The sequence below is a fragment of the Neisseria sicca 4320 genome (assembly GCF_000193735.1).
Classification (GTDB): domain Bacteria; phylum Pseudomonadota; class Gammaproteobacteria; order Burkholderiales; family Neisseriaceae; genus Neisseria; species Neisseria sicca_E.
Genome location: NZ_AEPF01000012.1, coordinates 1 through 14,674 on the forward strand (window position 1 = coordinate 1; position 14,674 = coordinate 14,674).

Annotated in this window: 14 protein-coding genes, 2 tRNA genes, 1 other RNA gene and 1 riboswitch; of the genes, 10 read left to right on the forward strand and 7 right to left on the reverse strand. The window is 49.5% G+C overall.

Going from position 1 to position 14,674, the window contains the following annotated elements:
- Positions 1 to 78: 78 nt before the first annotated feature.
- From ubiM to NSCA4_RS0101335, 4 genes are all read right to left on the reverse strand, one after another.
- Positions 79 to 1,263, reverse strand: a complete 1,185-nt coding sequence (gene ubiM / locus NSCA4_RS0101320) for a 5-demethoxyubiquinol-8 5-hydroxylase UbiM (protein WP_016686475.1) — start codon at positions 1,261 to 1,263, stop codon at positions 79 to 81.
- Positions 1,264 to 1,481: 218 nt separating this feature from the next.
- A tRNA-Arg gene (locus tag NSCA4_RS0101325) sits at positions 1,482 to 1,556 on the reverse strand.
- Between the two features lie 4 nt (positions 1,557 to 1,560).
- On the reverse strand, positions 1,561 to 2,007 hold the full coding sequence (locus tag NSCA4_RS0101330) for a DUF441 domain-containing protein (protein ID WP_016686476.1): 447 nt from the start codon (positions 2,005 to 2,007) through the stop codon (positions 1,561 to 1,563).
- Between the two features lie 5 nt (positions 2,008 to 2,012).
- Entirely contained in the window at positions 2,013 to 2,987 is a 975-nt protein-coding gene (locus tag NSCA4_RS0101335) for a polyprenyl synthetase family protein (protein WP_016686477.1), read from the reverse strand.
- A gap of 260 nt (positions 2,988 to 3,247) precedes the next feature.
- Between NSCA4_RS0101335 and rplU the strand changes: the two genes are divergently transcribed.
- Positions 3,248 to 3,556 carry a 50S ribosomal protein L21 gene (gene rplU, locus NSCA4_RS0101340; RefSeq protein ID WP_003763980.1) on the forward strand — a complete coding sequence of 103 codons (309 nt, stop codon included), beginning with the start codon at positions 3,248 to 3,250 and terminating at the stop codon, positions 3,554 to 3,556.
- Positions 3,557 to 3,581: 25 nt separating this feature from the next.
- Entirely contained in the window at positions 3,582 to 3,854 is a 273-nt protein-coding gene (rpmA, locus tag NSCA4_RS0101345; protein WP_016686478.1) for a 50S ribosomal protein L27, read from the forward strand.
- A 527-nt stretch (positions 3,855 to 4,381) separates the two neighbouring features.
- Here the strand turns inward: rpmA and thiC are convergent.
- Positions 4,382 to 6,283 carry a phosphomethylpyrimidine synthase ThiC gene (gene thiC, locus NSCA4_RS0101350; RefSeq protein ID WP_016686479.1) on the reverse strand — a complete coding sequence of 634 codons (1,902 nt, stop codon included), beginning with the start codon at positions 6,281 to 6,283 and terminating at the stop codon, positions 4,382 to 4,384.
- A 91-nt stretch (positions 6,284 to 6,374) separates the two neighbouring features.
- Positions 6,375 to 6,474, reverse strand: a riboswitch (TPP riboswitch).
- A gap of 213 nt (positions 6,475 to 6,687) precedes the next feature.
- Positions 6,688 to 7,872, reverse strand: a complete 1,185-nt coding sequence (locus tag NSCA4_RS0101355) for a cytochrome-c peroxidase (RefSeq protein WP_016686480.1) — start codon at positions 7,870 to 7,872, stop codon at positions 6,688 to 6,690.
- A 328-nt stretch (positions 7,873 to 8,200) separates the two neighbouring features.
- Between NSCA4_RS0101355 and NSCA4_RS0101360 the strand changes: the two genes are divergently transcribed.
- From NSCA4_RS0101360 to rpsI, 6 genes are all read left to right on the forward strand, one after another.
- On the forward strand, positions 8,201 to 9,190 hold the full coding sequence (locus tag NSCA4_RS0101360) for an NAD(P)H-dependent glycerol-3-phosphate dehydrogenase (RefSeq protein ID WP_016686481.1): 990 nt from the start codon (positions 8,201 to 8,203) through the stop codon (positions 9,188 to 9,190).
- Between the two features lie 141 nt (positions 9,191 to 9,331).
- Positions 9,332 to 9,655, forward strand: a complete 324-nt coding sequence (locus tag NSCA4_RS0101365; RefSeq protein ID WP_016686482.1) for a hypothetical protein — start codon at positions 9,332 to 9,334, stop codon at positions 9,653 to 9,655.
- 9 nt (positions 9,656 to 9,664) lie between these two features.
- Positions 9,665 to 9,967, forward strand: coding sequence for a cell division protein ZapA (locus NSCA4_RS0101370; RefSeq protein WP_003744050.1), 303 nt, complete (start codon positions 9,665 to 9,667; stop codon positions 9,965 to 9,967).
- Between the two features lie 7 nt (positions 9,968 to 9,974).
- A non-coding RNA gene (gene ssrS, locus NSCA4_RS13445) (6S RNA) lies at positions 9,975 to 10,154 on the forward strand.
- Positions 10,155 to 10,411: 257 nt separating this feature from the next.
- The gene (gene rplM / locus NSCA4_RS0101375) at positions 10,412 to 10,843 is read left to right on the forward strand and encodes a 50S ribosomal protein L13 (protein WP_003744049.1); all 432 of its coding nucleotides are present in this window, start codon (positions 10,412 to 10,414) and stop codon (positions 10,841 to 10,843) included.
- Positions 10,844 to 10,852: 9 nt separating this feature from the next.
- A complete protein-coding gene (rpsI, locus tag NSCA4_RS0101380; protein ID WP_003744048.1) occupies positions 10,853 to 11,245 on the forward strand; it encodes a 30S ribosomal protein S9 in 393 nt (130 codons plus the stop codon).
- Between the two features lie 554 nt (positions 11,246 to 11,799).
- On the opposite strand, the gene NSCA4_RS0101385 is transcribed toward rpsI, so the two are convergent.
- On the reverse strand, positions 11,800 to 12,267 hold the full coding sequence (locus NSCA4_RS0101385) for a YchJ family protein (protein ID WP_036537892.1): 468 nt from the start codon (positions 12,265 to 12,267) through the stop codon (positions 11,800 to 11,802).
- Between the two features lie 252 nt (positions 12,268 to 12,519).
- On the opposite strand from NSCA4_RS0101385, the gene NSCA4_RS0101390 reads away from it, so the two are divergent.
- The gene (locus NSCA4_RS0101390) at positions 12,520 to 14,508 is read left to right on the forward strand and encodes a monovalent cation:proton antiporter family protein (RefSeq protein ID WP_016686484.1); all 1,989 of its coding nucleotides are present in this window, start codon (positions 12,520 to 12,522) and stop codon (positions 14,506 to 14,508) included.
- 72 nt (positions 14,509 to 14,580) lie between these two features.
- Positions 14,581 to 14,656 (forward strand) — tRNA-Val (locus NSCA4_RS0101395).
- Positions 14,657 to 14,674: the final 18 nt, after the last annotated feature.

A 14,674-nucleotide genomic window follows, 5' to 3' on the forward strand; every position in this document is an offset into this window, starting at 1 on the left:
TGTGTCCAACTTTTGGGGTGCAGTTCAAAGCGTTTCAGACGACCTTTTGATGAGTTTAAACAGATTGGCCGGTCAGTTTTAGCCGGTAAGTTGTTTGGTAATCAGTTTTTTCAGTGGCGGGAAGTTGTTGCTGGCACGCAGTACCAAGCCGCGCAGGATTTTGGCGGGAGCGGTTTCATTGGTAAAGAGTTTCAGCAGCATATTGGTGCCGAGGTAAATCGGCTGGGCATGGAGCATATGCTTGGTGCTGTATTTTTCCAGCAGGCTGGCGGCGCCGATGTCTTGGCCGCGTTGTTCCGCTTCGAGAATCAGTTTTGCCAAGATGTCCGCGCTGGATAGACCTAAGTTGAAACCATGTGCGGTAACAGGGTGCATGCCTACGGCAGCGTCGCCGATTAAGGCGCTGCGTTTGCCATAAAAGCGTTGGGCAATCATGCCGACTAAGGGGTAATTGTGAATGGTGCTTACCAATTCCATATCGCCCAAACGGCCTTTGAGCTGCTCTTTGACGCTGGCTGCCAATTCTTCGGGAGACATTTTTTTGATGGTGTCTGCCTTGTCGCTATCGACAGTGATGACTGTGTTGGTCAGGTGTTCTTCCAAGGGCAGCAGGGCGATGGTGCGGCCGTAGTGAAAGCATTCGTAAGCGGTATGCTGGTTGGACAGGGTATGCTTCATGCGGCAGACGAACATGGTGCGGCTGTAATCGTGCATATCGGAGGAAATACCCAGTTGTCGGCGGGTTTGGGAGAAGCGGCTGTCTGCTGCCAAGAGTAGGCGCCCTCTCAAAACTTCGCCGTTTTCCAAGATGACTTGTGCTTCGTCTTCGGAAGTTTTGACTTCTTTGACGCCCGTACCGGTCAGGATGGTGACGTTTTCCAGTTTGGATACGACTTCATAAGCGGCTTTGCGGATATTGTGGTTTGAAATCAGATAACCTAAGCAGTCGGCAGGTTCGCCGCGCGCTTGGGTCGGTTGCGGGAAGTGGAGTTGGTAATCGGACTGTCCGTTCAAGACTTTTGCATCGCGCAAGGGGTAAATTTCGTCTTTCGGAATCAAATCCCACATGCCCAAGCGTTGCATAATTTCGCGGGACAGGTGGGTCAGGGCGATTTCCCTGCCGTCGTAAGGCGGATTTTGCAAAACCTCAAGCGGACTTTTTTCAATCAGAGTAACTTTTAAACCGCTCCCGGCCAGTTCGGCTGCAAAGCTGAGTCCTGCCGGTCCCGCACCTACGACGAGAATATCGCTGTGTAAGCTCATAAGGCATCCTTTGTATTTAATGGAATGGAGGTTTCAGGGAATCTTGGGATAAGGTCGTCTGAAAAAGAGAACTGGGTGTGATTATAGCAAAATAGATGGAGAAAAAAGAAGGATGTAAATAACCAGAGAAAATTTTACTTTGGTCTTAATGTAAATCAAGAATTCGGTAATGCCGGATTACAGATGGTGGGTATTCAATGCGACATGTTTTGCAGTAATGGCCTCGCCAACAGGAATCGAACCTGTATTTTACGCTTAGGAGGCATACGTTCTATCCGTTGAACTATGGCGAGCGTGTTAAACTTTTCCTGCAATAAACGATAATAATCCTGCGGCAATCAGCGGGCCGACCGGAATGCCGCCCATAAACGCCACACCGATGACCGTACCGATCAAAAGACCTGTTACTAAAACAGGCTGTTCGCTCATCAGCGGTACGCCGCGTCCTGCCAACCAGGCAACAAGGATGCCGATTAATACGGCGGCAATCATTTTAAAATTGACGAACTCCGACAGCGGCGGAATTTGAACCTTTCCTGAAACCAGCGGGCTTAAGACCCCGATTGTCAGCAAAATAATCCCAAAATGCAAGCCGTGTTTTTCCACGAAAGGAATATATTGCGACAAAGCAGTCTGCTGCATTAAAAGCAAAATTGCTGCTGAAATCGTAATGGAGTTGTTGTTGCTGACGACACCAAGAAAAATCAGCGTTACCAGAAACATCGGGACGAAGCTGAAATTCATCGGATTTAAGAGACCCGTGCCAATGATTCCTCAGCCAACTGAATCATCGCCTGCTTGACTTCGCTGTCGGGCAATACCGCTAAAGAAGCCACTGCTTGCTCAACGGCTTTTCGTGCTTCGGAAATCGAATATGTCAGCGCATCGGAATGGACAACATAATCATGGATTTTTTGGAAACTGCTGCGGTCCGCATTTTCCAAAGCGTGGCGCACATCGTCCGCCACTTGTTTCGCCCCGTTGCGCATCAGATAAATCAGCGGCAAAGTCGGCTTGCCTTCTGCCAAATCGTCGCCGACGTTTTTACCGATTTCTTCGGTCTCACCCGAATAATCCAAAACATCATCAATAATTTGGAACGCCGTACCGACATACATGCCGTAATCTTTCAGCGCCTGCTCATGCTCAGGAGAGGCATTACCTAAAATCGCACCAACCTGCGCGGCCGCTTCAAACAGTTTGGCCGTTTTATATTGAATCACTTGAACATATTGTGCTTCGGTGATGTCAGTATTGCCGATGTTCATCAACTGCATGACCTCGCCTTCGGCAATAATATTGGTTGCATCCGCCATGACTTCCAAAATGCGCATACTGCCGGAATCAACCATCAACTGGAAAGCGCGCGTATATAAAAAGTCGCCGACCAACACCGCCGCCGCGTTGCCGAACAGATTATTCGCCGTTTCGCGTCCGCGGCGCAAATCGCTTTCGTCGACCACATCGTCGTGCAGCAAAGTCGAAGTGTGGATAAATTCCACCATTGCCGCCAAAGCATACAATTTATCCCCATCATAACCGACCGACTTGCCTGCCAAAATTGTCATAATCGGGCGCAGACGCTTACCGCCGGCGCTGATAATATAAGTACCGATTTGCGAAATCAGCGCGACATCAGACTGAACCGCTTGGTTGATCACCTCGTTGACCCGCGAAAGGTCTTCAGGCAAATGACGTTGGAAATAAGGCAGGTTTTCGAGCATAACACATTCTCAGTCAGCAAAACGAAGTAGGTTTGCCGTATAAATAATGGGTTGGGTATAAGGCGGAAATAATATTGCCGCATAAAAATATCGGCAATCCAGCGCGCGATTATAGCAGCAAAGCCCGTTTGACACATCTTTCAGACAACTTTACCCCTACAAATGAAATAAACTTTGACAAAACAGGTAAATAGCAATAGAATGCCGTGTTTCACACAATGGTGTGCGGAATATTAACCATAATTCTCATGGAGTTGAGTATGTACGCGGTCGTAAAAACCGGCGGCAAACAATATAAAGTTGCCGTTGGCGAAAAATTGAAAGTAGAACAGATACCAGCCGAACTCGACAGCCAAATCGAACTGACCGAAGTTTTGATGATTGCTGACGGCGAATCTGTAAAAGTTGGCGCTCCTTTTATCGAAGGCGCAAAAGTAACAGCTAAAGTAGTAGCCCATGGTCGCGGCGAGAAAGTACGCATTTTCAAAATGCGCCGCCGTAAACACTACCAAAAACGCCAAGGCCATCGCCAAAATTTCACCCAAATCGAAATCGTGGCAATCGCCTAATTTTTGAAACTTAGGAGTATTACAAATGGCAAGTAAAAAAGCAGGCGGCAGCACCCGCAACGGTCGCGATTCAGAAGCCAAACGCCTGGGCGTAAAAGCCTACGGCAGCGAGCTGATTCCGGCAGGTTCCATCATCGTCCGCCAACGCGGTACCAAATTCCACGCCGGCGACAACGTAGGCATGGGCAAAGACCACACTTTGTTCGCCAAAGTTGACGGTTATGTTGAATTCAAAACCAAAGGCGCGCTGAACCGCAAAACTGTCAGCATCCGTCCTTACACCGGTTCTGAAGAATAATCCGAGTTTATCGTGATATTGAAAAAGCTGTATTTCTTAAGGAATACAGCTTTTTTGTTTGTGTCAGCTTGAGTGGTTTTAAAGGTCGGCTTAGCCGGTTCATTTGGTTTTTCATACCATACCTGTCATCAGTCGGCATTTCAGTCTTTGCCTGCGTAAGGACAGATTGTGGCGGGAATTTATTTTTGAATTTCGGAAGCCTTTTTCAAATACCTGTTTCTTGGAATTTTTGATGAATTTCCACCTGTCTTAGAATAGCTGCGGAGGATAGGAGCTCCGTCAAAAATGGAGCAGATTGGTTTATATAGTGGATTAACTTTAAATCAGGACAAGGCGACGAAGCCGCAGACAGTACAGATAGTACGGAACCGATTCACTTGGTGCTTCAGCACCTTAGAGAATCGTTCTCTTTGAGCTAAGGCGAGGTAACGCCGTACTGGTTTAAAGTTAATCCACTATATGCCCAAAATTTCAGGTTTCCAATAAAACCCAAAGGTCGTCTGAAAACTTTTCAGACGACCTTTCTATCAACTGTAAATCTTAGCCCCTTTCTTCACAAACTCTACCGCTTTTTCTTCCATACCCCGCTGCTGGGCTTTTTGCTTGTCGGCGTAGTCGCGTACTTCCTGCGTGATTTTCATCGAGCAGAATTTGGGACCGCACATTGAGCAGAAGTGGGCGATTTTCGCGCCTTCGGCGGGCAGGGTTTCGTCGTGAAAGCTCTCGGCGCGTTCGGGGTCGAGGCTGAGGCGGAATTGGTCGCGCCAGCGGAACTCGAAACGCGCTTTGCTCAGAGCGTTGTCGCGCAACTGCGCGCCCGGCCAGCCTTTGGCGAGATCGGCGGCGTGGGCGGCGAGTTTGTAGGTGATGATGCCGGTGCGCACGTCTTCTTTGTCGGGTAGTCCCAAATGCTCTTTTGGGGTAACGTAGCAGAGCATGGCGGTGCCGTACCAGCCGATATTGGTCGCGCCTATGCCCGAAGTGATGTGGTCGTAGCCGGGGGCGATGTCGGTAACGAGCGGGCCGAGGGTGTAGAAAGGCGCTTCAAAGCAGTGTTGCAGCTCTTCGGTCATGTTTTCTTTGACGCGTTGCAGCGGCACATGGCCGGGGCCTTCGATCATCACTTGTACGTCGTGTTTCCACGCTTTGGCGGTCAATTCGCCCAAGGTGTGCAATTCGGCGAATTGGGATTCGTCGTTGGCATCAGCAATGCAGCCGGGGCGCAGGCCGTCGCCGAGGCTGAACGAGACGTCGTAGGCTTTCATGATTTCGCAGATTTCGTCGAAATGCGTGTAGAGGAAGTTTTCCTTGTGATGGGCGAGGCACCATTTCGCCATGATGGAGCCGCCGCGCGATACGATGCCGGTGAGGCGGTTGGCGGTCATCGGCACATAACGAAGCAACACGCCTGCGTGTATGGTGAAATAGTCCACGCCTTGTTCCGCCTGTTCGATTAAGGTGTCGCGGAACAAATCCCAAGTCAAATCTTCGGCAATGCCGCCGGTTTTTTCCAAAGCCTGATAGATGGGCACCGTGCCGATGGGGACGGGGGCGTTGCGGATAATCCATTCGCGCGTTTCGTGGATGTGCGCGCCGGTGGACAAATCCATAATCGTATCCGCGCCCCAACGCAGCGACCACACCATTTTTTCGACTTCTTCGGTCAGGCTGGAGGTGACGGCGGAATTGCCCAAGTTGCCGTTGATTTTGACGCGGAAGTTGCGGCCGATAATCATCGGTTCGAGTTCGGGGTGGTTGATGTTGGCGGGGATGATCGCGCGTCCGGCGGCGATTTCTTGGCGCACGAATTCGGGTGTGATTTGGTCGGGATGGGTCGGGATGTTCGCGCCGAAACTTTGCCCTGCGTGTTGTTTCAAGAGCTTGGCGTATTCGGGTCGTTTTAAAAGCTCGTCCAGCTTCATGCGTTCGCGTATGGCGACGAATTCCATTTCGGGCGTGATGATGCCTTGGCGGGCGTAATGGAGCTGGGTTACGTTACGTCCTGCTTTGGCGCGGCGCGGGCAGGTGATTTGGTTGAAACGTAGATGGGCGGTTTGCGGATCGTGTGCGCGTTCGATGCCATATTCGCTGGAGAGCTTGGGCAGGATTTCGGTATCGCCGCGTTCGTCCAGCCATGCGGTGCGGACGTGCGGCAGACCTTGTTTCAGATCGATGTGTGCCGCCGGATCGCCGTACACGCCGCTGGTGTCATAGACGGGAATCGGCGGATTGGCTTCCGTGCCTTGCGCCGTGTAGGTGTCGTCCTGACGGATTTCGCGCAAAGGCACGCGGATGTCGTCGCGGCTGCCTTGCAGATACACGCGCTCCGAGTTCGGATATTTGAAGCGGATGCCGATGTCTTCGCTCAAGTCGGCAAGCTCGCGCGCTTCGTTGCCGGAGGTTTTGGCGGTTTTCTTTGGCGTAGTCATAAAAAATGCTCCTGTTTTCTCGTTTGAAAATAAGAAACAGGAGCGTTTTGCTTTTTCAGACGACCCCATATCAAAAAAGGTCGTCTGAAAGACAGAATCCGTGAAAACTCCCCACGCAGGTATTATCCCGATCGGGTGTAAAGGGTATTTCTCAGCCGCCTGAACATCAGGCAGCACCCCTGTTTCGTAAGAGAAGGATTATAAACCACGATAGGGGTTTATTGGAAATCTTAACAGGGCTGACATCGGTATTTTAAGGAATGATGGCTTGAATATCTAAGGGATAGCTATATTGCGTTTCCATAAATCGAAACGTCGTCTGAAAAGCAGGACAACTTTATTCAGACGACGTTTGGTATGGCACAAATTTAGGATAACGGGTTCCGCTACCCTAAATCGACCGCTTATTTGTTGTTCGGATGGGATTCCATCGGAGCAGACAAAGGCAGTTCGGGTACGGTGCGGGCAGATTCTGAAACGCTGCCGGACAGTGTTTTCAGGAAGGTAACGATGTTTTCGGTTTCTTCCGGAGTCAGGTCTTTACCCAGCTGCGCTTTACCCATGATGGTAACGGCTTTATCCAATTCCCAAACGCTGCCGTTGTGGAAATACGGATAAGTTTTGGCGACGTTGCGCAAGCCTGGTACGCGGAAGAAGAATTCGTCTTCAGCTTTTTTGGTTACGTCGGCACGACCTTTGTCTTGTTTCGGATCTTCAATGAATTTCCAGTAAGGACCTTGAACCAAACCGAATTTTTGGAAAGTTGTGCCGCCGAGGTTGACGCCGCTGTGGCAGGCGATACAGCCACTGTCCATAAAGGCGCGCACGCCTTTGCGCTCTTGTTCGGTCAGGGCGTTGACGTTGCCTTTGAGGTAGTCATCCCATTTGGTCGGCGTCAGCAGGGTGCGTTCGAATGCGCCCAGTGCGGTGGTGATGTTTTTAAAGGAAACTGCGCCGTCTTCAGGGAAGGCGGTTTTAAACAGTTCTTGATATTCGGGGATTTTGGCAATTTTGGCAGTGGCTGCTTCTTGCGAGTCGTTTGCCATTTCCACTGGGTTCACCAACGGTCCGCCGGCTTGTTCTTCAACGTCAGCCGCACGGCCATCCCAGAACTGCATGCCGAGCAGGGCGGCGTTTAACGCGGTCGGGGAGTTGCGTCCGCCGAACTGTCCTTTATGACCTTGGCTGGTCGGCAGGTTGTCCACGCCTGCGGTGGCGAGGTTGTGGCAGGAGTTGCAGCTTACGGTGTTGCCTTTGGAGAGGCGGGGCTCATACCATAATTGATGGCCGAGTTTGACCTGTTCTTCGGTAAACGGGCGCAGTTTCTGCATTTCTTCGGCGCTTGGCAGCGGTTTGAAGATGCCTTGCGCGCGTTTGAGCAATTCTTGATCTTCAGGAGAGGCATTGCTGTCAACGGCAGCTTGGGACGCTGCTGAGGCAGCTGAAGCTGCGTCAGGGGTCGTTTGAACGGCAGAGGCCTCGGTCGGTGCGGAAGCAGGTTTTTGTTCCTTGCTTTCTTGTCCGCCACAGGCGGCCAATGCGGATAAAACGGCAAGCGACAGGAGTAGTCGGGTGTTGCGGTAGTTCATGGCGTGTTCCTTTTTGTAGTGGATATTATTATGAATAAGTACCGTTTCCGTTAATTGCCGTGATGGATGGCGGACGAACATAGGGAGTGGTATTTTGTTTTATTTGCGTCCGTTTAATATGTCCGGCTTTTTTATCCGTGGAGTATAGACGGTAAGTACGGTTCGACCTTTGCGGTAAATCAACATCAATTTTTCAATAGCGATAGGCAATATATGTGATAGCCGCCTGCGCCTTCATGCGTTTTTCATGTTGAATAGGTCTCTATCGCTTGCACTGCCAAGCCGATTGGTTTAAATTAAACGACAATTTACCGTTGGAAGACATACAATGAAAATCACCGTCATCGGCGCAGGTTCTTGGGGTACAGCCCTTGCCCTGCACTTTGCCAGCCACGGCAACGAAGTCGCCCTTTGGACACGCAATCCCGAACAAGTCCGTACATTGCAGGCAGAACGTGAAAACAAACGCGGCCTGCCCGGTTTCCCTTTCCCTGAATCCTTAACCGTTTACGCCGATTTGGGTGATGCGCTCAAAGACAGCGAACTCGTCCTTGTCGTAACTTCTGTCGCGGGTTTGAGAAGCAGCGCGGAACTTCTCAAACAATACAATGCCGACCACGTTCCCGTTCTCGCTGCCTGCAAAGGCTTTGAACAAGATACAGGGCTGTTGACCTTCCAAGTATTGAAAGAAGTATTGCCTGAGAACAAAAAAATCGGCGTGTTGTCAGGTCCGAGCTTTGCCCAAGAACTCGCCAAACAACTGCCTTGCGCCGTGGTCATCGCCTCGGAAAATCAGGAGTGGATTGAGGAATTGGTGCCGCAGCTCAACACCAACGTAATGCGCCTTTACGGCAGTACGGACGTGATCGGCGTGGCTGTCGGCGGGGCTGTCAAGAATGTGATGGCAATTGCTACCGGCCTTTCCGACGGCCTCGAATACGGACTCAATGCGCGTGCGGCACTGGTTACGCGCGGTCTCGCCGAGATTACCCGCCTTGCCATGGCTATGGGTGCGCAGCCCAAAACCATGATGGGGCTTGCCGGCATCGGCGACCTTATCCTGACCTGTACCGGCGCGCTTTCGCGCAACCGCCGTGTCGGTTTGGGTTTGGCAGAAGGCAAAGAACTGCATCAAGTGTTGGTGGAAATCGGCCATGTTTCCGAAGGTGTCAGCACCATCGAAGAAGTGTTTAACACTGCTGTGAAATACCAAATCGACATGCCCATCACCCAAACCCTGTTGCAACTCATCCGCAAGGAAATGACCCCGCAACAAGTTGCAGAAAGACTCATGGAGCGCAGCGCGCGCTTTGAGTAAGACCGAACGGTAAAGGTCGTCTGAAAACATCAAGCCAAAAGGTTTCAGACGACCTCAAGATTCGGCAGCGATTGACATCCCTGCATCATCATCCTAATATCCTGACCGCCTGCCACCATGCAGCAATACGGAAGCCTATACATGAATCAATCACTCGACACCTTGGAAGTCAGCGTTTACCAGCTGGTCCAAAAATTTGAAACCCTTGTTGGTGAAAACCGCCGCCTTAATGAAGAAATCGACCGCCTCAAGCTCGAGCATGAACAACAAAAGCGCGAACACGAAGCCGCCGTTGACGAATTGAGCGAAGCACTGCTCGTGCAAGTCGGCAAACTCAAAGAAGACCTTCAAGGCAAAATCGACAATCTTAATGCCGAAAAAGAACAATACCGCAGCGCATTGGAGCGGACTGCAGAAAAAATCCGCCAGCTCATTTCCCGCCTGCCGCAAGAAACGCAATCATAAGGACACGCCATGAGTATCGAACAAGTCAGCCTCGACATCATGAATGTCAATTTTACCATCAACACCCCAAGTGAAGAAAAAGATACCCTGCTCCAAGCCGTTGATATGCTCAACAAAAAAAGTGCCGCCATCAAAGAGAGCGGACGCATTGTCGGCAGCGATAAAATTGCCATTATGACCGCGCTCAATGTTGTCCACGATCTCCTTAAAATTACACTCAAAGACGATTTGGCAATAGGCGAATTTGAGCGTAAAATAACTGACATGAACAACGCCTGCCAAAAAGCTTTGGCGCGGTTGGAACAAAACTGATTTTTCTTTTTCCCTGCGGTGTCCGCGAAGGCATATATTCCTTTGAACCAATAAGTTCGCTTAAGGTTGCCGGGAGTTGCAGTGGGCGCGAGTGTCTATTCTTAGATGCACCCGAAGCTGCCCGAGGTGACCGCCTTGTCAACAAGGTTCAAGCGGATTCAGCCAAAACGGCTCTCGCGGGGATTCCCCATATCAAGCCATGCCCGTGAGGCATGGCTTTCATTTATCATCGGCTCCGACGTCGTCTGAAAATCAAGCATAAAATTGAAAACACATCCCGATATTTTGAATCATCAGTAATGTTTTCCAGCTTAAAAACAACATCTCCCTATGCATAAAACCGCCATCATAGAAAAAACACTTTCAGACGCCCCCAATCCGATTGACAAAAGCCAATCCCATCTTTAAAATTCACAACTTTCTATATCTATCTGGATTTCCACTATGAAAACCTTTTCAGCGAAACCCCACGAGGTGAAGCGCGAATGGTTCGTTATCGACGCCCAAGACAAAGTTCTGGGTCGCGTTGCAGCCGAAGTCGCACACCGTCTGCGTGGCAAGCACAAACCTGAATACACCCCCCACGTTGACACCGGCGACTACATCATCGTCATCAACGCGGACAAACTGCGTGTAACCGGCGCCAAATTCGAAGACAAAAAATACTTCCGTCACTCCGGTTTCCCCGGCGGTATCTACGAGCGTACTTTCCGCGAAATGCAAGAGCAATTCCCGGGCCGCGCTTTGGAACAAGCTGTAAAAGGCATGTTGCCTAAAGGTCCATTGGGTTACGCAATGATCAAAAAACTGAAAGTGTACGCTGGTGCGGAACACGCCCATGCTGCACAACAACCCAAAGTTTTGGAATTGAAATAAGGACACGACATGAACGGTAAATACTACTACGGCACAGGCCGCCGCAAAAGTTCAGTGGCTCGTGTATTCCTGACTAAAGGTACCGGCCAAATCATCGTAAACGGTCGTCCCGTTGACGAATTCTTCGCTCGCGAAACCAGCCGCATGGTTGTTCGCCAACCTTTGGTTCTGACTGAAAACGCTGAAGCGTTCGACATCAAAGTCAACGTTATCGGCGGCGGTGAAACCGGTCAATCCGGCGCGATCCGTCACGGCATTACCCGCGCCCTGATCGACTTCGACGCCGCGCTGAAACCTGCCTTGTCTCAAGCCGGTTTCGTTACTCGCGACGCTCGTGAAGTTGAACGTAAAAAACCAGGTCTGCGCAAAGCACGCCGCGCAAAACAATTCTCCAAACGTTAATTTGCTTTGGAATCTCAAAAAAGCCCTGCAATGCAGGGCTTTTTTGTTGTGAAGCTCGTGACATCTAAGTATTGAAACTATTAAAAGAATAATGAAACCCTCTCCAGAAAATGGATTTCAATAAGTAGGAGATGCCTTTTTTTAAGATGCAGGTATGTAATACGAATGTTTGGGATGCTGCTGTGAATTTTAATTTCATGAAGCTACATTTAATGAAGTGTTGTAAATTAACCAATATGAATAATAGAAAATATACCGTTTATCCAAATAAACTAACGCCTATCTTATATTCTGAGCAATTTATTCAAAAAATTTCACTTCTTAACAGCATTTAATACTAAGGCTTATATAATGCAAAGTGCTGACACACACCGCTCTTTTATCCCTTTTGGGCGGTGCAGCAAGTAAGACGTTTTCCCGCAATGTATTGGCCATTCATACTTCTCCCTTGGTATGAATGGTTTTTTTATCTAAGTTTTTATGTTGCCTTATGAAGATGAAAAGGTCATCTGAAATATATTTTTCAGACGACCTTTGTGATTTTGTATCCTGCCTTATTTGAAAAATTGTCCGCAGCATGCCTTGAATTTTTTTCCTGAACCGCAGATGCAGGCTTGCTTCATTGTCGGGAGCGGAACGGTTGGATCAATAAAGTACCAGTATCCGTCAATATTGACGAATGTAGATAGTTCATGATGACATGCCGTTTCAGCTCCATGTTGAAAATGGGCATTGAATTCAACTTGGGTGTGGCGTTTGCCGATGAGGATATGGTGGATTACTTCTAATCCCAGCCAAAGGATTCCTTGGCTCCATTGCTGCATTTCTTCTTGATTCAGCAGATTTTGCTGGGAGGGAACTGTGGTGGCAACGATATAACCAATATTATGTAACACATAGGCACTGTATCTTGAGCGCATAAGTTTTTCGGCAGTTTGCGGATGAGTTTGATGAGTATGGAAGGGGTGGCAGCATTCAGAGTAGGGGAGAGAAGGGGAACATGGACAAAGGGTAGGGGGCATAGAGGATGTCCTATTAATGTTTATTTTATTGAGAGAATAAAAGTTTATTTGGTAAGTCGTCTGAAACAGAAATATCCGAAATGTTCATTTATTCGGTATTATTTATCGCGTAGGAACATTATTTTACAGGGTTTTTTGATACAATATCTCTGCTCCGTCCCGACAATGCCGGAATGTTATTCCGCGTCCGCTCGGACGGCCTGTTATAAATAAAACAGTCATTTCCCAACAAACATCAAGGCCGCCCGCTCTATGCACGAAACTTTTTCCCTCGCCCCCATCGTTATCGTCCTTCTCGTTTCCGTCATTACGGTGATTTATTGCCGTAAATTCAATATCCCTTCCATGCTCGGTTATCTTTTGGTCGGCTTTATCGCCGGTCCGGGTATGTTGAAGCTGATTCCGCAAGGCCATGCCACTGATTATTTAGGTGAAATCGGTATCGTATTCCTGATGTTCAGTATCGGTCTCGAATTTTCCCTGCCCAAGCTCAAAGCCATGCGCCGTTTGGTGTTCGGACTGGGCGGCTTGCAGGTCATTGTGACCATGTTGTCGATTATCGGCATTTTGATGCTGATGGGCGTCAACTTTAATTGGGCGTTTGCCGCAGCCGGGGCAATGACCATGTCGTCCACGGCAATTGTCAGCCGCATTCTGTCCGAAAAAACCGAGTTGGGACAGCCGCACGGTCAAATGGCGATGGGCGTCTTATTGATGCAAGATATTGCCGTTGTACCGTTGATGATCCTGATTCCTGCGTTGTCGGGCAATGGCGAAGAAGGCAGTCTGTGGGTCGCGCTGGGTCTTGCCGGATTGAAAATGCTGGTCACGCTGGGTGTGTTGTTCGTTATCGGCAGCAAGATAATGTCGCGCTGGTTCAGAATGGTCGCCAAACGCAAGTCGTCTGAATTGTTTATGATCAACGTCCTGCTGGTAACCTTGGGCGTAGCTTATCTGACTGAACTGGAAGGCTTGTCGATGGCATTGGGTGCATTCGTCGCCGGTATGCTGCTTTCGGAAACGGAATACCGTTTTCAGGTGGAAGACGACATCCGCCCGTTTCGCGATATTTTGCTCGGCTTCTTCTTTATTACAGTCGGCATGAAACTGGATATACAGGCACTAATCGGCGGCTGGCAGCAGATTCTGATTTTGCTGGCAATTCTGCTGGTATTGAAAGCATTGGTTGTCTTTTTCATCGCTTTGCATATGAAGCATCCGATTGCGGATAGCTTGAAAACAGCCCTCTATTTGGCACAAGGTGGCGAATTTGGCTTTGTGATGTTGAACATCTCCAGCAAAATCAATATGGTGTCGCCTGAGCTGGAGCAGGCAGCTACGGCAGCAATTCTGTTGTCCATGATTATTGCACCATTTATTTTAGGCAGCAGCGATGCCATTGTCAGCCGTTTTGTCAAATCAAGCTGGGACATGAAGGCATTGGATTTGCACAGCATGTTGGTGGAAACCATGAGCAAATCCGACCACGTCCTGATTATCGGTTTCGGACGCGGCGGTCAAACCGTCGGACGCGTCTTATCTCAGGAAAACATCCCCTTCTTCGCCCTCGACCTTGATATCGCTAGGGTTCAGGTGGCACGCAATGCCGGCGAACCGGTCTCATTCGGCGATGCCAAACGGCGCGAAGTCTTGGAGGCGGCAGGTTTGGAACGCGCCAAAATGGTGGTCATTACCCTGAACAATATGCACGAAACCCAGCATGTTCTTGATAACATCATGTCTCTGCATCCGAGCATGCCTGTGTATGTTCGCGCGACCAATGACGATTACGTCAAAACCTTCACGGATATGGGCGCGGAAGAAGCTGTATCCGATACCAAAGAAACCAGCTTGGTACTGGCAAGCTACGCCATGCTGGGTAATGGTGCGACCTTCAACCATGTTTATCAAACCATTGCCAACATCCGACACAGCCGCTACGCCTCTCTGGAAGGCTTGTTTGTCGGCAGCGATGATGAAAACGGTTTTGACGAAGAAGGTAAATCGATATGCCGCCACGCCTTCCCTCTGACAGGCGAAGCCCACGCCATCGGCAAGACCATCCGTGATTTGCCTTTGGACCACGCAGGTATCAAACTGCTATTCATCCGCCGAAATACAAGCAGAATAGAAAACCCAGACTTGGATTTGCAGCTGCAACCGAATGATATTTTAGTCGTTGCAGGTAGGCAGGAGAGAATTATTTCTTTTGAAAACTGGAGTTTACAAGGAAATATCTGATCTACTGAAAAATAAAGCTTGCGCAGCGGATGCTTTTTTGATTTAATAGCGTCTTCGCAAACGCAGCGACAAGGGTGATTAGCTCAGTTGGTAGAGCGTCTGCCTTACAAGCAGAATGTCGGCGGTTCGACTCCGTCATCACCCACCAAGTTTCCTTTCATTGTTG